The sequence below is a fragment of the Micromonospora trifolii genome, from assembly GCF_050516465.1.
Classification (GTDB): Bacteria; Actinomycetota; Actinomycetes; order Mycobacteriales; family Micromonosporaceae; genus Micromonospora; species Micromonospora trifolii.
This window is the reverse complement of the sequence record NZ_CP191526.1, coordinates 3,837,911-3,862,707: the sequence shown is the minus strand read 5'-3', so window position 1 is coordinate 3,862,707 and position 24,797 is coordinate 3,837,911. Positions and strand designations below refer to the sequence as shown.

The following is a 24,797-nucleotide window of genomic DNA, read 5'->3' as shown; positions in this document are numbered from 1 at the left end:
GTCCGCCGGATCGGCCCAGCGGCGGGTCAGGGAGCCTCGTCCGGGCTGCGCGTGAAGACGAACGTGGCGATGTCGACCGCCCGCGCCCGTCCGCTGTCGTCGCGCAGCACCGTCAGGATCTCGCCGTTCTCCGGGCCGGAACGTCCCCGCCAGCGGTCCGTCCCCTCGGCGGTGAACCGGCTGACCCGCTCACCGCGTACGTGCGCCACCAGGTCACCCGCGTCCCAGCTCAGGTCCAGCGAAGTGCCCATCCACCACCAGCGACCGGTCAACTCGGCCAACTCGGCCGCGGGCGCGGCGGTGGCCGGCCGCCACGGCTGCGGGAACGCCGGCTCGGCGTCCAGCACGGTGGTCAGCAGTTGGCGGCCGAGCCCGGTGATCGGGAAGCCGTACGAGTTGGCGTAGCCGACCACGGCGGTACGGGTGGGTCGGTGCACCAGGAGGGCAGCCACGTACCCGGGCATCGAGCCGCCGTGCCCGACGTACACGCGCTCGCCGTCCCGGTAGAGCTCCAGCCCCAGGCCGTGCCCGCCGGTCCAGGAGTCGAGGTCGCTGATCACCACGGGGGCGCACATCTCGGTCAGGGTCTCGGCGGCCAGCACGGACGGGTCGGGGTCGGCCAGGAACGCGGCCCAGCGACCCAGGTCCTCGATCGTCGACCAGAGTTGCCCGGCGGGGGCCATGGCGCCGGTGTCGGTACGGGGTTCCTCGCGCAGGGTGCCGTGCCAGGGGTGGACGACGTAGCCGCGGGCGTACGGCTCGGTGGCCGCGTAGGTGGTGCGGCGCAGACCCAGCGGGGTGAGGATCCGTTCGTCGAGCAGGTCGGCCCAGGGTGTCCCGGTGAGCCGTTCGAGCAACCCGCCGAGCAGCCCGTACGCCAGGTTGGAGTAGTGGTACGCGCGGTGCGGGGGGTAAGCGATCTTGTTGGCGTCGACCTCGGCGAGCAGAGTGGTGAGGTCGCCGCCCGCCGCCCGCTCCCACCAGTCGCCCTCGGGCTCGCGTTGGATGCCGCTGGCATGGCCGAGCAGTTGGCGCACTGTGAGCGCGCCCACGCCGGTGCCCGGCAGGTGCTGCTCCAGTCGGTCGTCCAGGGCCAGCCGGCCGGCGTCGCGCAACTGCATGATCAGGGTCGCGGTCATCGTCTTGCTGATCGAGCCCACCCGGTACTGGAGGTCGACATCCGGGCGGGGGTGGTCGCCGGCGACGGCCACATGCGCCAGCGTGCCGTCGCGGACCACGCCCAGCACCAGCGACGGGGTGTGACCGTCGGCCTGTGCCTGGGCGACCCGGGTGTCGATCTGTCGGGCGGTCTCGGGTAGCAGGGTCAACGGATCTCCTCGGGTCGGGCCGCCGATTCGTGGGGTTTCTGACGGGCCGGAAAGGGTCTCGCAGAGCCTACTGATCTTCGCGGGGAGGCCGCGCGTGCATTTGCGTGTCACGATTGGGTGGTGGACGCCGTGGTGTGGATCGTTTTGGGTGTGCTGCTGGCCGTCGCCGAGATTTTCACGACGACTCTATTTCTGATCATGTTCGGGGCCGGTGCGTTCGCCGCCGCCGGTGCGGCCGCTCTCGGCGCACCGGTCGCCGTGCAGGCGCTGGTCTTCGCGGTGGTGTCGGCCTTGAGCCTGGTGGTGGTCCGACCGGTCATCCGGCGGCACAGCCGCTCCGCGCTGGAGAGCGGCGAGCAGCCGTTCGGCGTGGAGGCGATCGAGGGCTCCACGGCGCTGGTGCTGGAACGGGTGGACGCCGAGCAGGGTCTCGTCAAGATCGACGGCGAGTTGTGGAGCGCCCGGTCGTACGACACGACGCAGGTCTACGACCCCGGTCAACGGGTTCGGGTGATAAAGGTCCGGGGCGCTACCGCCCTGGTGTGGCAGGACGACGTTTCTTCCGCCGGCGAGTTGCCGGAATCGAGAGGGTGAACGGGATGACCTTAATCGGGGTGGTGGTGATCGCGGTGGCGTTGATCGCCGTGATAACGCTGGCCAAGGCGGTGCGGATCGTGCCGCAGCAGCGCCAGGACGTGGTGGAACGGCTCGGCAAGTACAAGCGCACCCTCAGCCCCGGCCTCAACCTGCTGGTGCCGTTCGTCGACGCGGTCCGTACCAAGGTCGACATGCGGGAGCAGGTGGTCAGCTTCCCGCCGCAGCCGGTGATCACCTCGGACAACCTGGTGGTCTCGATCGACACGGTTCTCTACTTCAAGGTGGTCGACTCGGTCCGGGCGACCTACGAGATCTCCAGCTTCCTCCAGGCCATCGAGCAGTTGACCGTCACCACGTTGCGTAACGTGATCGGTTCGCTCGATCTGGAGCGGGCGCTCACCAGCCGGGACGAGATCAACCGGCACCTCTCGGGTGTGCTGGACGAGACCACCGGCCGCTGGGGCATCAAGGTGACCCGGGTCGAGATCAAGGCGATCGAGCCGCCGGCCAGCATCCGCGACTCGATGGAGAAGCAGATGCGCGCCGAGCGGGACCGCCGCGCGGCGATCCTGACCGCCGAGGGGCACAAGCAGTCGGTGATCCTGACCGCCGAGGGTGACAAGCAGTCGGCGGTGCTGCGGGCCGACGGTGACCGGCAGGCCCGGATCCTGCAGGCCGAGGGCCAGGCGAAGGCGATCCGGACGGTCTTCGACGCGATCCACCAGGCCAACCCGAGCCAGAAGGTGCTCGCCTACCAGTACCTCCAGGCTCTGCCGCAGATCGCCCAGGGTAGCGCCAACAAGGTCTGGATCATCCCGGCCGAGCTGACCAAGGCCCTGGAGGGGATGGGTGGCGCGCTCGGCGGGCTGAGCCAGATGGTCGGGGATCTGCCCGCACCGGAGGCCGCCGAACACGCGAGCCAGGTCGAGCGTGAGGCCGCCGAGGCGGCGCAGGCCGCGGCGGACGCCGCCCAGCAGATCCACGACGAGGTACGCGTCGCCGAGGCGCAGGCCACCGGCGGCAAGGGGCCGAAGGGGCTGCCCGCGCCGGAGCCGGTGTCGCCGACCAGCCTCGTCGAGGACCCGGCCGACCAGCGCGAGCGCGGCTGATCACGGCTTAATACGAGAAAGACTCATGGGGCGCTCCGACGCCTGCCACGATCGGTCCTAGGACGGGTGGTGACCAGGCAATCGGGGCGCCCCGGCGCGTCGGTGCACCGCTCGACGACGAGCGAGGTGACGCATGAAGGATCCGGCGAATCGGATGTGGTCCTCGGCCCCGGTGCCCGGCGCGCACGACCCGGTCGCCCCGCTGGGCTCCCGGCGCAGCGGTGGCGGGTTCGGCGTACTGCCCTTCGTCGGCGAGCCGACCCCGGGCGCCCCCGCCACGAACGCCAGTTGGGCCTGGTCGGTGCGTCGGTTCGCACGCGCGGCGGTCTGGCTGCTGCCCGCGTACGCCATCCTCTACGGCGCGGTGGCGATGGCCAGCGACGGAGGGGTGGGCAACGACCCCTATCCGGCCGACGGCCGGGCGGTGTACCTGATCGGTTGGGTGGCCGCGGTCTGGCTCGGACTGCTCGCGCTGCTGGCCCTTACCGGGCTGCTGGCCGCGACCCGCAGCCGCCGGGTGGCCGCCGCCGGGCTGCTGGTCAGCATCGCCGGCACCGTGCTGATGCTGCCGTTCGCCGGGCTCGAGGAGCAGACGCCGGTCTTCGGCGCCACCGCGCGGTCGCTGGTCCTGCTCGGCGCGACGTTCTACAGCGCGGGCTGGTTCCTCACCGGGTGGGCGGTGGCCCGCTCGGGCACCTTCAGTCTCGGCGACGGCGTCATGTTGATCATCGCCGCGCCGCTGCTCGGCCTCGGCGGCGCGCTGATCGGCTCGTTGCAGACCTTCGGCGCGATCTTCGTGCTGATCGCCGGCATCGGCATCGGCTACCGCTCCGGCCGTCTGATGCCCCGCGAAACCGCCAGAGACGCCGCCACCGCCAGCCTGAGCACCCCCAACCCCTAACCCACCCACCCACCCGGCCCCGGGCCCCGGCCCCGGCCCCGGCCCTCGACCAACTCCGGTGATCATGAGGTTGACGGGTGATTCCGTGATCAAACCTCCCGCTAACCCCATGATCACCGGGGTGGGGGCCGGGGTGGGGGCCGGGGTGGGGGCGCGGGGGGCGGGGCTGGGGGGCGGGGTGGGAGTTGGCTGGTGAGTGGGCGTGAAGTTGCTGACAATCGCGGGTCGGGGGTGGTCGGTTGGCGGCTTTCGTGGCAATCCTGGGGAGCATGGCCGCCCCCCGCTCGCCGCTGTCGCGGCTGTTCACCGTGCTGCTCGCCGGCGTGTTGGCCGGGCTCGTCCTGGCAGTCGCCGCGCTGCCCGGCAACCTGCTGCTCGGACTCACCGCCCGCTCCGCGCTCGGGTCGTACGCCGCGTTGCCGGCCTCGCTGAAGACCCCGGCCACGCCGCAGCGTTCGTACCTCTACGCCAACGACGGCAAGACGCTGATCACCACGTTCTACGACGAGAACCGCACCGACGTCCCCCTGTCGGAGATCGCCCCGGTCATGCGGCAGGCGATCGTGGCGGCCGAGGACCGGCGCTTCTACGACCACGGTGGCGCGGACCTGCGCGGCCTGGCCCGGGCGCTGGTGGCCAACGTCAAGGGTGGCGGCACCGAGCAGGGCGGCTCGACGTTGACCATGCAGTACGTCCGTAACGTGCTCAAGACCGACCCCACCCGCACCGCCGAGGAGCGCGCCGCCGCCACCGACCCCACCGTCGGGCGCAAGATCCAGGAGATCCGGTACGCGAGCGCGCTGGACAAGAGCCTCGGCAAGGACGAAATCCTCGACCGGTACCTGAACATCGCCTACTTCGGCTCCGGCGCGTACGGGATCGCGGCGGCCAGCCAGCGGTACTTCGGCAAGCCTCCGGCGCAGTTGACCCTCGGTGAGTCGGCCCTGCTGGCCGGTCTGGTGCAGTCCCCGGACGCGTACAGCCCGATCAGCGGCGACAAGGACGAGGCGGTGGCCCGCCGGTCGTACGTGCTGGACTCGATGGTCGCCACCAACGCGATCACCGCCGCGCAGGCCGCCCAGGCCAAGGCCGAGCCGCTGGCCCTGCACCCCACTGCCCAGCCCAACGGCTGCACCGCCGTCTCCCAGGGCCACGACGACTGGGGCTACTTTTGCGACTACCTGCGCCAGTGGTGGCTGACCCAGCCGGCCTTCGGGGCCACCGTCGCGGAGCGCGAGCAGGCGTTGCGTTCGGGCGGCTACACAGTGGTCACCTCGCTGGACCCGAAGATCCAGGCCACCGCGCAGCAGCAGGCCACCAAGGTCTACGGGTACGACAACAAGCGCGCCCTGCCGATCGCGGCGGTCCAGCCGGGCACCGGGCGGGTGTTGGCGATGGCGGTGAACCGGCACTACAGCCTCGCCGACAACCCGGCCGGGCAGGCGAACTACCCGAACACCGTCAACCCGTTGATCTCCGGCGGAGCCAGCGTCGACGGGTACCAGGCGGGTTCGACGTTCAAGCTGTTCACCATGCTCGCCGCGCTGGAGTCGGGCCGTACCCTCTCCACCGGTTTCGACGCGCCCGCCAAGCTGCCCACCCGGTACCCCGCCGAGGGGCCGGGCAGCTGTGATGGCCACTGGTGCCCGGCGAACGCCAACCCGGACTGGATGGACGGGTACCGGATGATGTGGGACGGCTTCGGCCGCTCGGTGAACACCTACTTCGTCTGGCTGGCCGAGCAGGTCGGCCAGGACAAGGTGGTCCAGATGGCGCAGCGGCTCGGTATCACGTTCCGCGCCGACTCGGACGCCGCCTTCGCCAAGAACAACGCCACGAACTGGGGTTCGTTCACCCTGGGTGTGGCGGCCACCACCCCGCTGGACCTGGCCAACGCGTACGCCACGGTGGCCGCCGAGGGCACCTACTGCACGCCGGTGCCGGTGGTCTCGGTGACCGACGCGGACGGCACGAAGGTGCCGGTGGGGCAACCCTCCTGCAAGCGGGTGCTCGACGTCGACGTCGCCCGTGCCGCGACAGACGCGGCGCGTTGCCCGGTGGGTCAGCAGTCGGCGTTCGGGCAGTGCAACGGGGGCACCGCCACCGGTGTGAACGACATCCTCGACGGCCGACCGGTGGCTGGTAAGACGGGTAGCTCGGAGCAGAACTCCACCGAGACGTTCGTCGGTTTCACCCCGCAGGTCGCGGTGGCCGGTATCGCCGCCAACCCGGACGACCCGGCCGACTCGGTGGGCTCGGCGGTGCAGACCAAGGTGATCGACGCGGTCGCCCGGGTCATCGCCACCGCAGTGAAGGGCCAGCCGGAGAAGGCGTTCGTCGCGCCGAGCCACGAGTTGGCCGGCGACCCGCACCGCCCGGTGGAGCGCCCAACGGTCCCGAACCGCCAGCAGGACCCCACCAACGACAACCGCTCAGCCCTCCAACGCTGGCTAGACCGCCGAGGCTGACCCCACCCTCCCGCCCGCACCCGCCCCACCCCCGCGATCTTGCACTTTCGGTCGCCGAATAGCACCCTTTCGCGGGCCTCTGTCCGTGCACAAAGTGCAAGATCGGCGCCGGGTGGGGTGGGTGGGTGGGTGGGTCAGGGTTGGCGGCGGCGGGGGCGGTAGCTGGCCATGGTGGCCGGGAGGCCGCGGCGGATGATTCCGGCCCAGTCGGTGTCGCCGCGTAGCACTGCGGCGGCGGTCTTGCGGGCCTGCTCGACGGTGAAGTGCGGTGGCAGCATCAGCTCCGCCGGGTCGACCAGGGCGTTGATCACCACCGGCCGGTCGGCGGTGAGCGCCCGGTCCCAGACGTCCCGCACCTGATCCGGTGAGTCGATCAGCTCGCCGTGCAGCCCGAGCACCTCCGCCCACTGGTGGTAGGCGATGTCCGGCAACTGCTGGCTGTCCGGGAACATCGGCGTCCCCTCGGTGGAGCGCTGTTCCCAGCTGACGAACGCCAGATCCCGGTTGTTGAGCACCAGCACCACGAAACGCGGGTCGGCCCAGCTGCGCCAGTACTTCGCCACGGTGATCAGCTCGTTGACGCCGTTCATCTGCATGGCGCCGTCGCCGATCAGCGCGACCAGCGGCCGGTCCGGGTGGGCGAACTTGGCGCTCAACGCGTACGGCATGGCGCCGCCCATGGACAGAAGCGTGCCGGAGAGGCTGGCCAGCATGCTGGGGCGTACCTGGATGTGTCGGGCGTACCAGGCGGTGGTGGTGCCGCAGTCGACAGCGAGCAGCACGTCGTCGGGCAGCCGCTCGTTCAGGGTGTGGAAGAGCAACTGTGGGTTGACCGGGTCGGCGGTCTGCTCGGCCAGGTCGTGTTGCACCCGGCGCCACGCCGAGGTGGCCTCGGTGATCTCCGTGCGCCAGGCGGTCGGCCCGGGGCCGGGGCCCAGTTCGTTCAGCAACGCCCGCAGCGTGGGGCGGGCGTCGCCGGTCAGGTTCACCTCGGTCGGGTACCGCAGCCCGAGCTGGGTGCCGTCCAGGTCGATCTGCACCGCGCGGGCCTGCCCGGGCGGTGGGTAGAACTCTGAGTACGGCATGTTGCTGCCCACGATCAGCAGCCGGTCGCAGCCGTTCATCAGCTGCCAGCTCGGTCGGGTGCCGAGCAGCCCGATCGCGCCGGTCACCCACGGTTCGCGGTGGTCGACGGCGGTGAAGCCGAGCAGCGCGGTGGCCACGCCGGCCCCGAGCCGATCAGCGATCTCGCGGACCTCGTCGCGCGCGCCGAGGGCGCCCTGGCCGACCAGCATGGCCACCCGCTGCCCGCCGCGCAGCACCTCGGCCGCCCGGCGTACGTCCGCCTCCGGCGGGACGGTCGGCGTGCTGCTCGGCGCGTTGCTGGTCTGGTAGTAGCCGTGCGCGTGCGGCGGGTTCGGGACGGCCGGCTCGTCCTGAAGGTCCAGGGGCAGGATCAGGGCGGTGACGGTGCGCCGGGCCAGCGCCGTCCGGCACGCCCGGTCGACCAGGTGGCGTACCTGCGCCGGGTGGTCGAGCTGGGCCAGGAACGCCGCGGCCACGTCCTTGTAGAGGGCGAGCAGGTCGACCTCCTGGTAGTAGCCGCCGCCCTCGGCGGTGGTCGCGGTGTGACCGACCAGGGCGATGACCGGTTGGTGGTCGAGCTTCGCGTCGTACAGGCCGTTGAGCAGGTGGATGGCGCCCGGCCCGCTGGTGACCAGCGCGCAGCCCAGCGGCCCACCGCCGTACTTGACGTGCGCGGAGGCGGCGAAGCCGGCGGTCTCTTCGTGGCGGACCTGGATGAACTGGGCCCGCCCGTTGGTGCGTTGCAGTGCGGAGGTGAGGCCGTTGATGCCGTCGCCCGGATAGCCGAAGTAGCGGTGTACGCCCCAGCTGAACAGCCGCGACACGATGTGGTCCGCGACGGTCGGACGCCGGGGCAGGGTGCCCGCTTCGCCCGGCGTGGTGTCGTCTGCGCTCACCTGGCTGGTCCTCTCCGTCGCGTCCGATTCCCCGCCGGTCATTCCCCTTCTTCTTCGGACAAAACACCCCGCCGGGCGGGCCTCGAAGCGTGCTGCTCGGCGTCCGGCAGAATCGTCGGGTGCCTGTCCACCAGATCACCGACCCCGACGACGACCGGATCGCCGACTACCGGGCGCTCACCGACGTCGAGCTGCGCACCCGCTGGGAACCGCCGCACGGCCTGTTCATCGCCGAGGGGGAGCTGGTGCTGCGCCGGGCGCTGCGCGCGGGCTACCCGGCCCGGTCGTACCTGGTCGACGCCAAGCGGGTCGACCAGCTCGCCGACCTGGACACCGGCGACGCGCCGGTCTACGCCGCGACACAGGACGTGCTGCAACGGGCCACCGGCTTCCACGTACACCGGGGGGTGCTGGCGTCGTTCCACCGCCGGCCGCTGCCGACGGCGGCCGAGGTGCTCGCCGCCGCGCGCCGGGTCGTGCTCCTGGAGGACGTGAACAACCACACGAACCTCGGGGCGGTCTTCCGGGGTGCCGCCGCGCTCGGCATCGACGCGGTGCTGCTGTCGCCGTCCTGCGCCGACCCGCTGTACCGGCGCAGTGTCCGGGTCAGCATGGGTGAGGTCTTCGCGATGCCGTACGCGAAGCTCGACCGCTGGCCCGAGGGCCTGGACCAGGTACGGGAGGCCGGCTTCACAGTGCTCGCCATGACGCCCGCGCCGGATGCCGTACCGATCCAGCGGTTGACCCCGGCGCAGCGCGAGCGGGCGGCGCTGCTGCTCGGCGCCGAGGGGCCCGGCCTCACCGCGGCGGCCCAGGCTGCCAGCGACGTCCGGGTGGTCCTTCCGATGCGGCGCGGCGTCGACTCGTTGAACGTGGCCGCCGCAGCGGCGGTGGCGTTCTGGGAGCTGGGGCGCGACGATCCGCCGTTCGGCGGCGAGTAGATCGCTTCGGCTTGCATGGCCATGCGTTCTATTGCATAATTTTCCCCGTGTCCAAGGTTCTCACCTCCCTGCCCACCGGCGAACGTGTCGGCATCGCCTTCTCCGGCGGCCTCGACACCTCGGTCGCGGTCGCGTGGATGCGCGACAAGGGCGCCATTCCCTGCGCCTACACCGCTGACATCGGCCAGTACGACGAGCCCGACATCGCCTCGGTGCCCGGCCGCGCCCTCAGCTACGGCGCCGAGGTCGCCCGCCTGGTCGACTGCCGCGCCGCCCTGGTCGAGGAGGGCCTTGCCGCGTTGACCTGCGGTGCCTTCCACATCCGCACCGGCGGGCGGGCGTACTTCAACACCACCCCGCTGGGCCGCGCCGTGACCGGCACCCTGCTGGTGCGCGCGATGGTCGCCGACGACGTCCAGATCTGGGGCGACGGCTCGACCTTCAAGGGCAACGACATCGAGCGGTTCTACCGGTACGGCCTGCTGGCCAACCCGATGCTGCGCATCTACAAGCCGTGGCTCGACACCGCCTTCGTCACCGAACTGGGTGGGCGTAAGGAGATGTCCGAGTGGCTGCTCGAACGCGGCCTGCCCTACCGGGACAGCACCGAGAAGGCGTACTCGACCGACGCCAACATTTGGGGCGCCACGCACGAGGCGAAGACCCTGGAGCACCTCGACACCGGCATCGAGACGGTCACCCCGATCATGGGCGTCCGGTTCTGGGACCCGTCGGTGGAGATCCCGACCGAGGACGTCACCGTCGGCTTCGACCAGGGCCGCCCGGTCACGATCAACGGCAAGGAGTTCGGCAGCGCCGTCGACCTGGTGCTGGAGGCCAACGCCATTGGTGGCCGGCACGGACTGGGCATGTCGGACCAGATCGAGAACCGGATCATCGAGGCCAAGAGCCGCGGCATCTACGAGGCGCCCGGAATGGCGCTGCTGCACTATGCGTACGAGCGGCTGGTCAACGCCATCCACAATGAGGACACCCTGGCGAACTACCACAACGAGGGTCGCCGCCTCGGTCGGCTGATGTACGAGGGCCGCTGGCTGGACCCGCAGGCGCTGATGCTGCGCGAGTCGTTGCAGCGGTGGGTCGGCACGGCGGTCACCGGCGAGGTGACGTTGCGGCTGCGCCGGGGCGAGGACTACTCGATCCTGGACACCACTGGCCCGTCGTTCAGCTACCACCCCGACAAGCTGTCGATGGAGCGTACCGAGGACTCGGCGTTCGGCCCGTCGGACCGGATCGGTCAGCTCACCATGCGCAACCTAGACATCGCCGACTCGCGGTCGAAGCTGGAGCAGTACGCCTCCCTTGGCCTGGTCGGCGGCGGGAACTCGCAGCGGATGATCGGGGCCGCGCAGGCCGCCTCGACCGGGTTGATCGGCGCGATGCCCGAGGGCGGCGCGGAGGCCATCGCGTCCCGGGGCGTCGCCTCGCCCGAGGACGAGGCGCTCGACCGCGCCGCGATGGAGTTCGGCGTCGACTGACCCCTCGCGCCGGTGGTAAGTCGAGTTCCGGCGTCACGGACGGTAGCGTGGCGGCCGTGTTCCCTACCGTCCGTGAGGTCCTCGCCCTGGACCCGGTCCGCCACGGCGCGCCACGCGTGGTCGCCGGCGACGAGGGGCTGGACCGACCCGTCCGGTGGGTGCACGTCGCCGAGGTGCCGGACATCGCCACCCTGCTCGGCGGTGGCGAACTGGTCCTCACCACCGGCATCGGTCTGCCCGGGGACGACGCCGGGTTGCGCGCGTTCATCGGCGATCTGGCCGACGTCGGAGTCTCCGGGCTCGTCGTCGAGCTGGGCCGCCGGTACGTCAGCGAGGTGCCCCGGGTGATGGCCGCCGCCGCCGAGCGGCGGGGGCTGCCCCTGGTGGAGCTGCGCCGGGCCACCCCGTTCGTCCGGATCACCGAGGCGGTGCACGCGCTGATCGTCGACGCGCAGCTCACCGAGCTGCGCGCCACCGAGGAGATCCACCAACGGTTCAACGACCTCTCCGTGGAGGGCGCCGACGCCGCCGAGGTGATCCGACAGGCCGCCGAGCTGTCCGGTTGCCCGGTGGTGCTGGAGAACCTGTCCCGGCAGGTGCTCGGGTACGACCCGGCGGGCGAGAGCGCCGAGCTGCTGCTGGACGGCTGGGAGCAGCACTCCCGGCGGATCCGCCCGGCCGGGCGGACCGCGTACGACGCGGACAGTGGCTGGCTCGTGACCACCGTCGGCGCCCGGGGCCAGGACTGGGGTCGGCTGCTGCTGCGCTGGCCGGCCAGCGGGGACGTGCCCAGCGCTCGGGCCGTCGAACCGACCGCGGGCTCGCCCACCCGGCTCACCATCCTGATCGAGCGGGCCGCGTCCACCCTCGCGTTGGGCCGGCTGATCCGCCGCGACGCCGAGGGCCTGGAACGGCAGATCCACCGCACCCTGCTCACCGCGCTGATCGACCACTCCCGCCCGGTGGACGAGGTGGGGCTGCGGGCCAAGGCGCTCGGCGTGGTGCTCGACCGGCGGCACCTGGTCGGCGTGATGGTCCGGCACCGCGCCGACGACCCCACCGGGGAGATCGGCCCCGAGGCCGGCCAGGCCCGGTTACGCGATCTCTCCGAGGCGGTCGGCCAGGCCCTGCGGGAGGCGAAGCTGACCGCGCTGACCAGCGCCGTCGACGACCACTCGGTGGGCGCGCTGCTGGCCCTACCGGACCCGGCCTCCGAGGACCGCGCGCTGTCCGCGTTCGCCAGCGCCCTTCGTCGGGTACGCCTCGACGCCGGCACCGGCCGGCCGGCACCCGGCGTCGAACCGGCTCGGGCCACCTCCGGCTCCGACGTGTCGCGTCCCGCATCCGACGCTTCCCGTGCGGGGGTCGGCGCCGATCCGGCCCGCACGGGCTTCGGCGCAGATCCGTCCCGCGCGGCGTTCGGTGTCGAGGCCGCTCGGTCGGGGGGCGGCGTCGATCCGTTCCGGGGTGCTGGCCCGGGTGGCGTGATCATTGCCGCCGGCTCCAGGGTGGGCACCCTGCGGGAGGCCCGACGGTCGCTGGTCGAGGCGCGGCAGATCGCCGAGGCGGCCCGGCGGGACCGGCGTGATCTGCCGATCTTCCGGCTGCCGCACGTCGGTCTGGCCGGGCTGTTGCATTTGCTGCGCGACGAGCCCCGCCTCCAGACGTTCGTGGAGCGTGAACTCGGCGCGCTGCTGGAGTACGACGCCCGGCACCCCCGGGAACGGCTGCTCGACACCCTGCGCGCCTACCTGGAGCAGGGACGCAACAAGTCCGCGGGTGCCGCCGCCGCCCACCTGTCCCGGCCGGCCTTCTACGAACGCCTGGCCCGCATCGCGCGCATCCTCGACGTGGACCTGGACTCGGTAGAGGCCAGCCTCTCCCTACACGTAGCCCTACTGGCCCTAGAAGCAGTCCGCACCCCCTAACCCGCCTACCTCCCAGCGCCCATCGGCGCGAGGGGGGGTTAGGTGAGGGAGTTGAGGGCTTTGGCGTAGGTGGGGGGGATGTGGTTGGGGCCGCCGGGGGTGAAGACGTCCGAGGTCGCCACCGCGGACCAGGCCGTCTCCGGGACGGCTTCGACCAGGGCCTGGATCACCGGGGCGTCGCGCCACTGGTCCTGCTCGGCGAGCAGGCCGAGCGCCACCACCGACTCCTCGACCTCGCCCACGCACTCGAACGGCTTGTGCCCGTCCACGCCCAGCAGCTCGCGGTAGCCGGGGATCTGCGACTCGTCGGCCAGCAGGTCGCCGCCGAAGATGTGGGTGACCCGCTCCCGGGGCATGAAGGGCGCCATGGCCAGGAAGACGAAGCGGCACTTCGGGCAGTCACGGCACCAACGCTCACTCGCGTCGCGCAGCTTGAACGCCTGGTTGCAGCTGGTCACCACGTCGTCGTACCGGGTGAACTCGGCGAACAGCCGGGCGATGTGCAGCTCGGACAGCGAACGCAGCAGCGAGAAGTACGGGTCGGTCAGGCCGGCGTGCTCGGCCAGCGACGCCCGCAGCAGCCCCTCCGCCTCGACGCCCTTGGACCACTGGTGGTTGATCTCGTGGCCGTTCCAGACCAGGTTCGGGTCGGACGCCGAACGCTCGTTGGACATCACCACCGGGCCCAGCCCGTGCAGGACGGCGGTGGCCACCGCGATCAGGGAGTTGATGGCGGTGACCGGGATGTGCCCGTTCAGCGCGCCGGCCGCGTTCAGGTCGAACAGCACCGGGTCGATGCGCCGTCGGGCAGCCAGCGGGACCAGGCCGGACGCCTCGTTGACGGCGACGATCACGTGGTTCGGGTTGACCGAGAACGGCACCGGGTCCAGCTCGGCGCGGCGCAGCGCCTCCAGGCTGACGATCGAGTCCTTACCGCCGCCGACCGCCGAGAGCGGGCGACGGTCCGAGTCGTCGTACACCCGGGGTGACTCCGGTGTGCCGGCCGGCACCTCCGGGCGCAGCTCGAGCACGTGCGGCAGCTGGTTGCGGTACGCGTACTCCGCGAGGCCCCTGGTGTAGACGGCCGTGACGTAGTCGACGGTGGCCGCGCCCAGCGGCGCCGGCAGCACGAGCCGGGGCGGCGCGGCGGCCTTGTAGTAACTGACCCCGGCGACGAGGTGCAGCACCTCCAGCACCCGGTTGAGGGTCGCCACCGTCTCGTCGGAGGGCGGCTCCGCCGGCAGCGGAAGCGTGATCACCTCGGTGAACCGCTGCTCACCGGCCGGGCCGGTCAGGGCGTAGTCGAACAACACCTCGCCGGTGGCGAAGTCGATCGAGTAGGACGGGAAGGTGAAGGCGTCCATCCGCCGGAGCTGCTCGTTGGGCACACGCCATACTAGGCCCTGGTTCGTCCGGCCGTGTCCGGACCGGGCCCGCCCTGCCGCCGCCGTGACCCACGAGGAGAGCCCCGTGCGCCTTTCTGACCTGCGCGGACGTACCGTCGCCGTCTGGGGCACCGGTCGGGAGGGCCGGGCCGCTGTGACCGCCATCGCCGCGCACGGCCCGGCCGAGCTGGTCGCCGTGGACGACAGCGCGAACTTCCTGTCGCTGCCGTGGGACGGCCCCCTGGCCGAGGCGGCGCCGCTGGTCACCGGCGAGGCGGGCTTCGAGCGGCTGGCCGCCGCGGACGTGGTGGTCCGCTCCCCGGGCGTGCCGCAGACCCACCCGTGGCTGATCGAGCTGCGCCGCCGCGGAATCCTGGTGACCCAGGGCACCGCGTTGTGGATGGCCGACCACGCCGCGCGCACCGTCGGGGTCACCGGCAGCAAGGGCAAGAGCACCACCTCCAGCCTGATCAGTCACCTGCTCACCGCGATGGGCCGGCCGAACGTCTTCGGCGGCAACATCGGGGTGCCGACCCTGGACCTGCCGGAGGCGGAGCTGTACGTGCTGGAGCTGTCCAGCTACCAGTGCAGCGACCTCACCGACTCGCCCCGGGTGGCGGTGGTCACCGCGCTCTTCCCCGAGCACCTGGACGCGCACGGTGGGGAACGGGAGTACTACCGGGACAAGCTCAACCTCCTCGCCCACGACCCGCAGACGATCGTGGTCAACGGTGGCGACCCCCGCCTCGCCGCGGAGTTGGGTGAGCTGCCGGCGGTCCGGGCCGGTCGCCCCGACACCACCCACGTCGGCACCGGCGCCGACGGCACACCCTGGTTCCACTTCGGTGACCAGCCGCTCTTCCCGCGTGCCGTGCTGCCGCTGGTCGGCCGGCACAACGAGGGGAACCTCTGCGTCGCGCTCGCCGTGCTCGACGCGCTCGGCGTGGACGTGGTGGCCGGCAAGGACCACCTCGCCGTCGTGGTCGCCGAGTTCCAGGGGCTGGCCCACCGGCTCACCGAGATCACCGACCCGTCCGGGCTGACGTTCGTCGACGACACCCTGGCCACCAGCCCGTACGCGGCCATGCACGCCATCGACGCGTACGACGGGCGGCCGTTGACGGTGATCGTCGGGGGCAACGACCGGGGTCTGGACTACACGCCGTTGGCCGAGCACCTGGCCGAGCGGGAGCTGACCGTGATCGGGATTCCGGACAGCGGCACCCGCATCGTCGAGGTGCTCGCCGGCCTGCCGAAGGTGCGTACCGAACTGGTCGACGACCTGGTGGACGCGGTCCGGCTGTCCCGCGAGGTGACCCCGGCCGGCGGGGTGGTGCTGTTGTCCCCGGCCGCGCCCAGCTACGGCCGGTTCCGCAACTTCGAGCACCGCTCCGAGGTCTTCGCCCAGGCCGTCGCCGACACCGCCCGCTGAGCCCAGCCGACACCGCCCGCTGAGCCCGGCTCAGCGGCGGGTCCAGGCCACCGACGCCAACGGGTCCTCGACGGCGACGAGCCGGTCGACGTACGTCGTGAGGGTGCGCACCGTCTCGGATACGTCGGCGCAGCGCTGTCGCTCCTCGTGCAGCAGGTGGCGGCCCTCCGGCCAGCCGCTGTTGGACTCCGCGCCGGCGAAGAGCACCAACTCCACCCAGACCTCGAACCCGGTCGGGTCCGGCCGCACCCCGGCCTCGACGCGCAACTCGGAGAGGTCGTGGTCGGGATCGAGCGTGGCGACTCCACTGCTGCTGAAGAGCACCGCGCCGGTCTGAAAATCGGTCAGGTAGGGGTGGCCGCCCGGCTCCGCGTCAGTCTCCTGAATGACGAGTTGGGCGACGGCGTACGCGACGAGCCGACGGTGGGCATGCAGGAACGCCGTGAGGAGCCGGGCCAGGTCGGCATCGACATCAGTCACCGTGTCACCACCAGGTGCACCCGCTTGAGGAAGGTGACCGGGGACTCCAGCTCCTCCACCATCGTGGCGAGAGCGTCGATGGCCGCCGCGCTGTCCGGGTGGACCTGCCGGGCGTCGTGCAGCGAATGCTCCCCGAGGGGGTACGGGGACAGCGCGGCATCGCGCATGATCGCCATGACCGTCACCGAGGCCGTGCACCCCGTGGGTTCGATGAGCACCGTCGCTGAGATGTTCAGCTCGGACACGTCGTCCCGCGTACTCAGATCCCACCCGTCCGGGGCGGGCGAGGCGCCGGCGACCCGGTAGACGTAGCGGCTGCCGACGCGAATGCCGGTCTCGGTCTCCTCAAGGTGGAAGAGCGGCTCCATCTCGGCGTGCTCGCCGGCTGTGCTGACCGCGTGCGTCTCGTCCATCGCCTTGTCGAGCCGGTCGTGGATCCGATGCAGCGCCGTCAGGAACTGATGGATCTCGGCGGTGGACACCCGAGCGACTGTATCGGTGTGGTGACCCCGTAGGGGGTCAGCCAGGCTGTCTCGCGGCGGTGTGCAGGGCGCGCATCGAGCGGATCGCCGAGCGGATCTCCTGGAGGTAGCGCCCCGGCGTGAGCGTCTGCTCGGGTAGCACCGCCAGGTCGGCCAGCGTCGGGTCCACACCGACCGTGTCGATGGCGCACCCGTACGGCACGGCCAGCGTGCGTAGCGCGTCGCAGTGCTGGAACGGCACGTAGATCGGCGCGGTGACCATCAGGACCTTGTCGCCCGGCGCGAGCCGGACGTGGCCGGCCCAGAACCGCTGGGTGTCGGCGGTGTGGGCCCGCCGCTGGTCCGGTTCGCTGGACGGCGCGGCCAGCACCCGGATCGGCGGCAGCCCGTCCGGTCGATAGGTCCGCGACGACCAGGAGTGGTGCGGGTGACCGGCGTCCACGCCGTCCTGCTCCGCCGGTGCGGCCACCTCGAACACCCGGCGGACAGCCGTGTCCAGCACGTCCACCTCGGTCTCGTCGGCCGGCAGGCCCGCGTCGGCGAGCGTGCGGCGTTCCCAGTCCGACAGCGGCCGGAAGCTGCCCAGGACGGCGACCTCGCCGCTCACCGGTAGGCCGGCGCGGAGCAGGTGCGCGGCGTAGGCGACGCGGCGTACGCAGGCGTGCGCCAGGCCGCCGAGCACCACCAGGTGGGCGTACGCCGACCGGGCCGGCGGCACCGGGTGGATCAGCCCGAGCGCGGCGGCCGCGTCGAGCACCAGTGTCGCGGTGGCCGGGTCGAGGTCGGGCTCCCGGGCGTCGGGCCGTTCCCGGCCACCCCGGAAGTCCCAGTTGCGGGCGGAGAAGTCGTCGAGGAAGCGGAGCACGTCGGTGAGGTCGCCGTCGGGCCAGGTGCCGCCGAAGTGGGTGACCAGGCCCTGGAGCGGGGTGGAGCAGACCCAGGCCTGGATCTCCGCCGTGATCCGCTCGTCGTCAGTACCGGTCGACGGCGCCGCGTCCGCTCTGTGCACCTGCCGGATGCTACCGGCCCGCTGTGGTGGGACCGGTGGTTGTGGTTGCTGTCTACGCTGGCGGGAGCGGTTGATTGGGGGATCTCGATGACCCGTGACATGGCCCGTCAGCGGTTACGGCAGAGCGGCGGTTCCACCGCCGGCTTCGTCCGGCTGGTGGCGCACACCGACCCGGTGGCGTTGGTCGGCATCACGCTGTCGGTCACCCTCAGCGTCGTGCTCGACCTCAGCAATGCCGCCTCCGGGGTGGAGTCGCTGTTGGCCGGCCTGATGGGCATCACGATCTCGCTGCTGGTCGACTCACTGGCCCGCGCGGAGCGCCGCTTCCACCTGCGCACCCTGCTGGACGGCCCGCCCTGGCTGGTCCGCACCACCACGGAGCTGGCCGGGGCCATCCGGGAGGCGGCCGAGCAGCACGCGGGCACCCGGGTCGCGGTGGAGGCGCAGCGGCGGTACGAGCAGTTCCGGTTGGAGGCCGAGCAGCTCGCGGACGGTCGGATCATCCGGCGCGGTGACGAGGACGAGGATCTGGTCGGCGCGACCCGCGCCTGCGTACGTCGGCTGGACGGGTTGACCAACGTGATGCCCCGGGTGAGCGGGGAGCTGAGCTGGTGGCGCAGCGAGATCGGCCGGCGCTACTGGGAGGCCAACGTGGAGGCCCTGCAACGGGGTGTCCAGATCACCCGGGTCTTCGTCTATGCCCGGCTGACCGACGATCTGTCCGCCCTGGTGGAGAAGCAGCGCGCGGCCGGGGCGCGGGTGGGTCTGCTGCCCCTCGGGGTGGTGAGTCCGCACCTGCACGTCAATTTGACACTCTGGGACGGGTCGAGCTGTTGGGAGGCCCACATGACCGCGCACGGCGAGATCGGCGAGAATCAGTTCTCGGTCAACCGGACGGATGTCGCTCGGCTCACCCGCGTGTTCGACCTCTGCGCGAACGCCGCGACCTTCCAGGACTGACGGCCCTCACCGGGGCGGGAACGGGTGAGCCATGACGTTGAGCGCGGTCCTGCTGGTGACGGCCGTGGTCTGGGTGGTCAGCGTGATCCGCTCCGTCCGGCTTCGCGCGCTGGTCTACAGCCTGCCGCTGCCGATGACGCTCGCCCTGCTCACCACCGACTATCGGGTGGACGGCGCGCAGGTGCTCGGTGTGCTCGGACTCAACCTCTTCTTCGTCACCGTGGCGGTCACCCACCAGCGGTGGCGTTGGCCGATCCTGCTCGCCGACGTCGCGGGGATCGCCGTCTACGTGGCGCTGAGCGCCGGCCTGTTGGCCGTCGACATCCCGTTCGAGGCGGCCCTCGCCGGCACGCTCGTGCTCTGGCTGGCGGCCATCCTGTGGCTGCGCCGTCGCGCCCGCCGACGCGGTGCTCCCGCCGAGGAGGCGGTCGCCGTCGCGGAGACCCGCCCGGACGGGCTGCCGGCGTTGCTCAAGCTGGTGGTGATCTTCGTTGGCGCGGTCCTCACCCAACTGCTCGGCGCCGTGCTGCGCGGCATGGTGGTGACATTCCCGTACTCGGGGGTGCTGGTCGCCGTCGAGGCCCGCCGGCAGTTGGCCGAGTTCAGTCGGCACTTCGCCCGCAACAGCCTCGCGCTGGTCGGCTTCCTCACCGCGTACCACTACCTTCAGGACGTCTCGTCGGCTGCGGCGCTGGGCGCCGGCTGGGCGGCCTTCGCGGTGGTCGCCGCCGCCCTGCACCTGCCGTTGCGCCCCCGCCAGGTCGCGCACGCGCGAGCGGCGAGCCGCCCGCCGAGGACATTGCGGCCGGCGACCGAGCCACCCACGCCTACCGGCCTGCCCTGACCAGCTCGGCGATCCGGGTGAGCGGTTCGGCGTACGCGGGCCAGTCGAGGCCGTCGACGCTGAGCGTGGGGCGCCGGCGCACGCCGTCCACCGCGCCCGCGCGCACGATCGCGGTCAACAGGTCGTACGACCAGGAAGGCTCCAGCAGCGTCCGAAGCTCGGGCACCTCGGGGCGGAGCAGCGACAGCGCGCCGACGAGGGCGGCGGCGGCCCAGTTGGACGTGCCACCCACGAGCAACGCGTCCGCGCCCACCACGCACCGGATCCGCTCGCCTGAGGCGACCACCCGGCCGATCAGGTCCGCCGGCAGAAGGCCCATGCCGAGTTCGTTGCCACCGTCGCCGATGCCGATCCGGTACGCCGACCCGGAGGTGTAGAGCCGGTCCAAGGGTGCCGTGTGCGCGCCGATGTCCTCGCCGCGCATGTTGCGGGGCCGACCGTCCACCCCGGGCCCGACCCGTTCGCAGGCGATGAGGTGGGTCAGCCGGCCGTACTCGGGGAGCAGGGCGGTAGCCCAGTCCTGGTAACCCCGCAGCGGCGCGACGGCGACCGGCAGGCCCGGCGCGGCGGCGGCGACGGCCGCCTCGACCACCGGGGCGCAGGGCTCGTCGGTGACGAGCCGGCACCGGCCACCGAGCAGGCGCAGCGCGGCGGCGATCTGGACCGCGCCGAGCGGGCCGTCGGTCTCCGCGGCGGGTGGCTCGGCGCCGGGGATGAAGAACCCGGTGAACACCGCGGCGTCGGGCGCTCCGGCGGCGGCGAGCGACCGGGCGGCGGCCAGCAGCCCACCCGCCGCGGGCGCGGCCAACGCCTCGCTACCCCGGCCCACCTCGCGCGCGGCGACGCGCTCCAGCTCGGCGATCGTCTCTTCGATGCGCACCGTGTGCCTCCCCGGCGACAGTGGACCAACCCAGGGTAGCGGTGTGCGACCAGGCTGCGGATCGCGTGGGTTTTTCCCATGAGTACTGCGGAAATCATGGGTCAAGGCCAACCCTTGCCGTGGAAACCGTTGACGTGCTGTCAGGTCGGGACGCCCATGCGCTACAGGCTGACAGTTGTTCGCATCGGCCGGCGGTGGGAGCGTGCGGTATCCACGAACGCCGCTGAAGGGTTGCCACGATGACCGACGACCTGCTGGCCCGGCACCGGGCCGTGCTCCCGTCCTGGATGCCGTTGTACTACGCCGAGCCGATCGAGCTGGTCTCCGGCTCGGGCCGCCGAGTCACCGACGCGCAGGGTCGCAGCTACCTGGACTTCTTCGGCGGCGTGCTGACCAACATGATCGGGTACGACATCCCGGAGATCCGGGAGGCCGTCGAGCGGCAGCTCGCCACCGGCATCGCGCACACCTCGACGCTCTACCTGATCCGTCAACAGGTGGAGCTGGCCGAGAAGATCGCCCAGCGCTCCGGTATTCCGGACGCCCGGGTGTTCTTCACCAACTCCGGCACCGAGGCGAACGAGGCGGCGCTGCTGGTCGCCACCAACCACCGCCGCTCGCACCAGATCCTGGCCGTGCGCAACAGCTACCACGGCCGGTCGTACGCGGCGATGGGCGTCACCGGCAACCGCAACTGGTCGGCCAGCGGCCTCAACCCGCTCCAGGTGGCCTGGCTGCACTCCGGTGACCGGGTACGCGGCCTGCTGGCCCGGCTCAGCGCCGACGAGCAGGTCGACGCGGCGGTGGAGGACCTGCGCGAGGTGTTGGCCACCCAGACCGCCGGTGACGTGGCCGCGCTGATCGCCGAGCCGATCCAGGGTGTGGGCGGTTTCGTGCACCCGCCGGACGGGCTCTTCGCCGGCTGGAAGAAGGTCCTCGACGAGCACGGCATCCTGTTCATCGCCGATGAGGTGCAGACCGGCTGGGGGCGTACCGGGGAGCATTTCTGGGGTTACCAGGCGCACGGCGTCACACCGGACCTGCTCACCTTCGCCAAGGGCATCGGCAACGGGTTCGCCCTGGCCGGGGTGGTCGGCCGGGCCGAGGTGCTGGAGTCGGTGCCGGCCATCAGCTTCTCCACCTTCGGCGGCAATCCGATTTCCACGGCGGCCGGCAACGCGGTGCTCGACTACCTGATCGCGCACGACCTCCAGGCGAACGCGGCCCGCGTCGGCGCGATCCTCGCCGACGGCCTGCGGGCCGCCGTGGGCGAGCTCGACTGCGTCGCCGAGGTACGCGGGAAGGGGCTGATGCTCGGCGTCGAGTTCGTCCGACCGGGCAGCAGTGAGCCGGACCCGGCGCTGACCAACCGGGTCTTCGAAGCCGCCCGGGACGGTGGCCTGCTGACCGGCAAGGGCGGGCTCCACGGCAACGTGCTGCGGATGGGTCCACCGTTGACGCTGACCGAGGAGGAGGCCCGGGAGGGCCTGGCGATCCTCGTCGACGCGATCCGTTCGGCGGCGGGGGTGGCGGCATGAGCATCGGTCACTTCATCGACGGCAAGCGGGTCGGCGGTACCTCCGAGCGGCGCGGCGACGTGTTCGACCCGGCGACCGGTCGGCGTACCGCCGAGGTCGAACTGGCCTCGACCGCGGACGTCGACGTCGCCGTGCAGGCCGCCGCCCGCGCGGCGCAGGCCTGGCGGGACGCGTCGCTGGCGCGGCGGTCCGCGGTGCTGTTCGCCTTCCGGGAGTTGGTGCACACCCGGCGGGACCGGCTCGCCGAGGTGATCACCGCCGAGCACGGCAAGGTGCTCGCCGACGCCGCCGGCGAGGTCCAGCGCGGCCTGGAGGTCATCGAGTACGCGTGCGGCCTGCCGTCGGCGCTGCGCGGTGCGTTCAGCGAGAACGTGTCCACCGAGGTCGACTCGTACACCATCCGGCAGCCGCTCGGAGTGGTCGCGGTGATCTCGCCGTTCAACTTCCCGGTGATGGTGCCGCTGTGGTTCGTGCCGGTGGCGGTGGCCTGCGGCAACGCGGTGGTGCTCAAGCCGAGCGAGAAGGACCCGAGCGCGGCGCTGCTGCTGGCCGAGTGGTTCGCCGAGGCGGGCCTGCCCGACGGGGTGCTCAACGTGGTCAACGGCGACAAGGAGGCGGTCGACGCGTTGCTGGAGCACCCGGAGGTGCGGGCGGTGTCGTTCGTCGGCTCCACCCCGATCGCCCGGTACGTCTACCAGCGCGGAACGGCCGCCGGCAAGCGGGTGCAGGCGCTCGGTGGGGCGAAGAACCACATGGTGGTGCTCCCGGACGCCGACCTGGACCTGGCCGCCGACGCGGCGGTCAACGCCGGGTTCGGCTCGGCGGGGGAGCGGTGCATGGCCATCTCCGTGTTGGTGGCGGTGGAGCCGGTGGCGGACGCGCTGGTCGAGCGGATCGCCCAGCGGGTGACCGGTCTGCGCACCGGCGACGGCCGACGGGGCTGCGACATGGGCCCGCTGGTGACCGCCGGGCACGCGGCGAAGGTGCGCTCCTACGTGGACGCCGGTGTCGCCGCGGGCGCGGTGCCGGTGGTGGACGGGCGGGACGTGACGCCGGACGGCGACCCGGACGGTTTCTGGCTCGGCCCGACGCTGTTCGACCGGGTGACCCCGGGCATGTCGATCTATACCGACGAGATCTTCGGGCCGGTGCTGAGCGTGGTTCGGGTCGGCTCGTACGACGAGGCGGTGGACCTGGTCAACGCCAGCCCGTACGGCAACGGCACGGCGATCTTCACCAACGACGGCGGGGCGGCCCGGCGCTACCAGCACGAGGTGGAGGTGGGCATGGTCGGGATCAACGTGCCGATCCCGGTGCCGATGGCGTACCACTCGTTCGGCGGTTGGAAGTCGTCCCTCTTCGGTGACCTGCACGCCCACGGCGAGGACGGGGTGCGCTTCTTCACGCGGGGCAAGGTCGTCACCAGCCGCTGGTTGGATCCGCGGCACGGCGGGGTCAACCTCGGGTTCCCCACCCAGACCTGAGCAGTCGCAGCACGCCCGCCCCGGCCAGGTACGCCACCAGCGCCGGGACGGGCGTGCCGAGCGGCTCCGGCGCCTGCTGCGATGTGGTGCTGTTGACCAGCAGCGCGGCCACCACGGCGGCGTAGCCGGCCACCGCCAACGCCGCCCGGGTCGGGATGCCCCGAGGGGTCCGCCGGCCGGTGCGGTGCCGGCCGCTGCGCGCCTCCACCGGCCCGAAGATGGCGACCAGCACCGCCAGGACGGCGCTGAGCAGCAGCAACCAGGGCACCCGCCAGGCCCACCAGGCGGCCGTGTCGACCGCCGGGGTGGGCAGCGTCCCGACCGCGTCGAGCAACCCGATCAGCAGGATCGCGGCGGTCAGGTGCCAGAGGAAGACGGTCAGCACCACCAGGTTGACCCCGATCACCAGCTGCCACGGCCCGCTGCGGCGCAGCAGCCGCTCGGCCGGGCCGCGCAGCAGCAGGATCAGCCCGAGCTGGCCGGTGGCGACGGCCAGCAACGCGAGGCTGGGTGGCGCGGCGTTGTCGAGCCGCTCGTCGGGCACCTTGAGCATGGCCACCGGCCAGGGGCCGAGCACGGTGAGCAGCAGCACCGCGCCCAGCCCACCCGCGAGGAAGACCAGACCGGCCCGGCGGGAGGTGGGCAGCCGCCGTCGGCGTACCCCCGGACGGTCGGGAGCCGATGGCCCGGCAGCGTCGGTCTCGGTAGGTGGTGGCGGGGTTCGGCCGGCCTTCGCGGGTGGTGGCGCGGTTGGACCGGCGGGTGGTGGTGCGGCGCGGGCGTCGTGCCAGGCGAAGCCGAGCTGGTGGACGGCGAGCCAACCGAAGAGGTAGTTGCCGTAGCTCAGCTCCTCCGGCCCGCTCAGCCGGCCGACGTCGCCGAGGCCGACCAGGGCGACGAGCGCCAGCGGTACGGCCAGGCCGAGGCGGCGGTGCAGCGCGTACATCGGTGGGGTGAGCGCGACCGCCGCCAGGTAGGCGACCAGGAACCAGAGTGGAATGGTGGCGAACCAGAACACCTCGCGGATCTGGCTCGGGTCGACGCCGCGCAGCCACGCGACCGCCGCCGCGGTGGTGAGCACCAGCAGCAGCGTGCTGGTGGGGCGAACCAGGCGGGCACTGCGGTCGATCAGCCAGCCGGCGGCATCGCCGCCGCGGGCCCGCAGCCGAGTCAGCGAGGCCGCGTTGGCGTACCCTCCGACCAGGAAGAAGACCGGCATCACCTGGGCCAGCCAGGTCAGCGGGTACGCCCAGCGCAGGTCGCCGAGCGCGGAGTGCCCGGTGGCCTGCCCGCCGGGGTCACGCCCGATCACCGTGACGCTCCAGTGTCCGAAAACGACCATGGTGATGGCGAGCGCGCGGAGCAGGTCGACGTACCGCTCCCGCCCAGCCGGGGTGCGCTCGGCCAGCTGGCGCAGACGGCGCATCGCCCCAGGCTAGGCGACCCGGCGGCGGCTGGTGGTGATAACGGTTCGACAGTCAGGACTTGAAGTCCGAGCCCGGCTGTCGTAGAAATTCTTCAGCAACAGAGCATGAACTGAAGAGAACTAC

20 protein-coding genes are annotated in these 24,797 nt (G+C 72.0%); 12 read left to right on the top strand and 8 right to left on the bottom strand.

Features of this window, described 5'->3' with window-relative positions:
* Window positions 1–26: 26 nt before the first annotated feature.
* Window positions 27–1,328, bottom strand: coding sequence for a serine hydrolase domain-containing protein (locus ACQRWP_RS17835; protein ID WP_430496237.1), 1,302 nt, complete (start codon window positions 1,326–1,328; stop codon window positions 27–29).
* Window positions 1,329–1,448: 120 nt separating this feature from the next.
* Between ACQRWP_RS17835 and ACQRWP_RS17830 the strand changes: the two genes are divergently transcribed.
* From ACQRWP_RS17830 to ACQRWP_RS17815, 4 genes are all read left to right on the top strand, one after another.
* Complete coding sequence (locus tag ACQRWP_RS17830; protein WP_091403880.1) at window positions 1,449–1,922, top strand: NfeD family protein; 474 nt, start codon at window positions 1,449–1,451, stop codon at window positions 1,920–1,922.
* A gap of 5 nt (window positions 1,923–1,927) precedes the next feature.
* Window positions 1,928–3,034: an SPFH domain-containing protein gene (locus tag ACQRWP_RS17825; protein WP_196925555.1), complete on the top strand. Its 1,107-nt coding sequence runs from the start codon at window positions 1,928–1,930 to the stop codon at window positions 3,032–3,034.
* A 133-nt stretch (window positions 3,035–3,167) separates the two neighbouring features.
* Window positions 3,168–3,935, top strand: a complete 768-nt coding sequence (locus ACQRWP_RS17820) for a hypothetical protein (RefSeq protein ID WP_196924337.1) — start codon at window positions 3,168–3,170, stop codon at window positions 3,933–3,935.
* A gap of 269 nt (window positions 3,936–4,204) precedes the next feature.
* Window positions 4,205–6,403 (top strand): transglycosylase domain-containing protein, encoded by a 2,199-nt coding sequence (locus ACQRWP_RS17815; RefSeq protein WP_430496234.1) that lies wholly within the window; start codon window positions 4,205–4,207, stop codon window positions 6,401–6,403.
* A gap of 134 nt (window positions 6,404–6,537) precedes the next feature.
* Here the strand turns inward: ACQRWP_RS17815 and ACQRWP_RS17810 are convergent, their stop codons facing one another.
* A complete protein-coding gene (locus ACQRWP_RS17810; protein ID WP_430496232.1) occupies window positions 6,538–8,427 on the bottom strand; it encodes a thiamine pyrophosphate-requiring protein in 1,890 nt (629 codons plus the stop codon).
* A 47-nt stretch (window positions 8,428–8,474) separates the two neighbouring features.
* Between ACQRWP_RS17810 and ACQRWP_RS17805 the strand changes: the two genes are divergently transcribed.
* The 3 genes from ACQRWP_RS17805 to ACQRWP_RS17795 are packed head-to-tail and all read left to right on the top strand — an operon-like array spanning window position 8,475 to window position 12,753.
* On the top strand, window positions 8,475–9,326 hold the full coding sequence (locus tag ACQRWP_RS17805; RefSeq protein ID WP_430496230.1) for a TrmH family RNA methyltransferase: 852 nt from the start codon (window positions 8,475–8,477) through the stop codon (window positions 9,324–9,326).
* Between the two features lie 47 nt (window positions 9,327–9,373).
* The gene (gene argG, locus ACQRWP_RS17800) at window positions 9,374–10,825 is read left to right on the top strand and encodes an argininosuccinate synthase (RefSeq protein WP_430496228.1); all 1,452 of its coding nucleotides are present in this window, start codon (window positions 9,374–9,376) and stop codon (window positions 10,823–10,825) included.
* A gap of 47 nt (window positions 10,826–10,872) precedes the next feature.
* A complete protein-coding gene (locus tag ACQRWP_RS17795) occupies window positions 10,873–12,753 on the top strand; it encodes a PucR family transcriptional regulator (protein ID WP_430496227.1) in 1,881 nt (626 codons plus the stop codon).
* 38 nt (window positions 12,754–12,791) lie between these two features.
* Here ACQRWP_RS17795 and ACQRWP_RS17790 read toward each other — a convergent pair whose 3' ends face one another.
* Window positions 12,792–14,141, bottom strand: a complete 1,350-nt coding sequence (locus ACQRWP_RS17790) for a hypothetical protein (RefSeq protein WP_430496225.1) — start codon at window positions 14,139–14,141, stop codon at window positions 12,792–12,794.
* Between the two features lie 82 nt (window positions 14,142–14,223).
* On the opposite strand from ACQRWP_RS17790, the gene murD reads away from it, so the two are divergent.
* Window positions 14,224–15,570: a UDP-N-acetylmuramoyl-L-alanine--D-glutamate ligase gene (murD, locus tag ACQRWP_RS17785; RefSeq protein ID WP_430496223.1), complete on the top strand. Its 1,347-nt coding sequence runs from the start codon at window positions 14,224–14,226 to the stop codon at window positions 15,568–15,570.
* A gap of 30 nt (window positions 15,571–15,600) precedes the next feature.
* On the opposite strand, the gene ACQRWP_RS17780 is transcribed toward murD, so the two are convergent.
* Genes ACQRWP_RS17780 through ACQRWP_RS17770 form a run of 3 tightly spaced genes read right to left on the bottom strand, consistent with a single transcriptional unit; the run spans window position 15,601 to window position 17,541 of the window.
* Window positions 15,601–16,050, bottom strand: a complete 450-nt coding sequence (locus ACQRWP_RS17780) for a hypothetical protein (protein ID WP_430496222.1) — start codon at window positions 16,048–16,050, stop codon at window positions 15,601–15,603.
* The gene (locus ACQRWP_RS17775) at window positions 16,047–16,532 is read right to left on the bottom strand and encodes a hypothetical protein (protein ID WP_430496220.1); all 486 of its coding nucleotides are present in this window, start codon (window positions 16,530–16,532) and stop codon (window positions 16,047–16,049) included. The genes ACQRWP_RS17780 and ACQRWP_RS17775 overlap by 4 nt, the downstream gene beginning before the upstream one ends.
* A 37-nt stretch (window positions 16,533–16,569) precedes the next feature.
* Window positions 16,570–17,541: a hypothetical protein gene (locus ACQRWP_RS17770; protein ID WP_430496219.1), complete on the bottom strand. Its 972-nt coding sequence runs from the start codon at window positions 17,539–17,541 to the stop codon at window positions 16,570–16,572.
* A gap of 87 nt (window positions 17,542–17,628) precedes the next feature.
* Here ACQRWP_RS17770 and ACQRWP_RS17765 point away from each other — a divergent pair, with 87 nt between their 5' ends.
* Window positions 17,629–18,501, top strand: a complete 873-nt coding sequence (locus tag ACQRWP_RS17765) for a hypothetical protein (protein ID WP_430496217.1) — start codon at window positions 17,629–17,631, stop codon at window positions 18,499–18,501.
* Window positions 18,502–18,532: 31 nt separating this feature from the next.
* On the top strand, window positions 18,533–19,345 hold the full coding sequence (locus ACQRWP_RS17760; protein WP_430496215.1) for a hypothetical protein: 813 nt from the start codon (window positions 18,533–18,535) through the stop codon (window positions 19,343–19,345).
* Here ACQRWP_RS17760 and ACQRWP_RS17755 read toward each other — a convergent pair.
* A complete protein-coding gene (locus tag ACQRWP_RS17755; RefSeq protein ID WP_430496213.1) occupies window positions 19,329–20,225 on the bottom strand; it encodes a glutamate cyclase domain-containing protein in 897 nt (298 codons plus the stop codon). The genes ACQRWP_RS17760 and ACQRWP_RS17755 overlap by 17 nt on opposite strands.
* Before the next feature lie 239 nt (window positions 20,226–20,464).
* Here ACQRWP_RS17755 and ACQRWP_RS17750 point away from each other — a divergent pair, with 239 nt between their 5' ends.
* Together ACQRWP_RS17750 and ACQRWP_RS17745 are read left to right on the top strand one after the other, a co-directional pair.
* Window positions 20,465–21,763 carry an aspartate aminotransferase family protein gene (locus tag ACQRWP_RS17750; RefSeq protein WP_430496211.1) on the top strand — a complete coding sequence of 433 codons (1,299 nt, stop codon included), beginning with the start codon at window positions 20,465–20,467 and terminating at the stop codon, window positions 21,761–21,763.
* Entirely contained in the window at window positions 21,760–23,247 is a 1,488-nt protein-coding gene (locus ACQRWP_RS17745; RefSeq protein WP_430496209.1) for a CoA-acylating methylmalonate-semialdehyde dehydrogenase, read from the top strand. Before ACQRWP_RS17750 ends, ACQRWP_RS17745 begins: the two co-directional genes overlap by 4 nt.
* Here the strand turns inward: ACQRWP_RS17745 and ACQRWP_RS17740 are convergent.
* Entirely contained in the window at window positions 23,219–24,673 is a 1,455-nt protein-coding gene (locus ACQRWP_RS17740) for an acyltransferase family protein (RefSeq protein ID WP_430496207.1), read from the bottom strand. The genes ACQRWP_RS17745 and ACQRWP_RS17740 overlap by 29 nt on opposite strands.
* Window positions 24,674–24,797: the final 124 nt, after the last annotated feature.

Bases quoted from the DNA above. Each gene is read 5' to 3' on its own strand.
- ACQRWP_RS17825 (WP_196925555.1), top strand. From the start codon at position 1,928: ATGACCTTAATCGGGGTGGTGGTGATCGCGGTGGCGTTGATCGCCGTG.
- ACQRWP_RS17820 (WP_196924337.1), top strand. From the start codon at position 3,168: ATGAAGGATCCGGCGAATCGGATGTGGTCCTCGGCCCCGGTGCCCGGC.
- ACQRWP_RS17815 (WP_430496234.1), top strand. From the start codon at position 4,205: ATGGCCGCCCCCCGCTCGCCGCTGTCGCGGCTGTTCACCGTGCTGCTC.
- ACQRWP_RS17810 (WP_430496232.1), bottom strand. From the start codon at position 8,427: ATGACCGGCGGGGAATCGGACGCGACGGAGAGGACCAGCCAGGTGAGC.
- ACQRWP_RS17765 (WP_430496217.1), top strand. From the start codon at position 17,629: ATGACCCGTGACATGGCCCGTCAGCGGTTACGGCAGAGCGGCGGTTCC.
- ACQRWP_RS17760 (WP_430496215.1), top strand. From the start codon at position 18,533: ATGACGTTGAGCGCGGTCCTGCTGGTGACGGCCGTGGTCTGGGTGGTC.
- ACQRWP_RS17750 (WP_430496211.1), top strand. From the start codon at position 20,465: ATGACCGACGACCTGCTGGCCCGGCACCGGGCCGTGCTCCCGTCCTGG.
- ACQRWP_RS17745 (WP_430496209.1), top strand. From the start codon at position 21,760: ATGAGCATCGGTCACTTCATCGACGGCAAGCGGGTCGGCGGTACCTCC.
- ACQRWP_RS17740 (WP_430496207.1), bottom strand. From the start codon at position 24,673: ATGCGCCGTCTGCGCCAGCTGGCCGAGCGCACCCCGGCTGGGCGGGAG.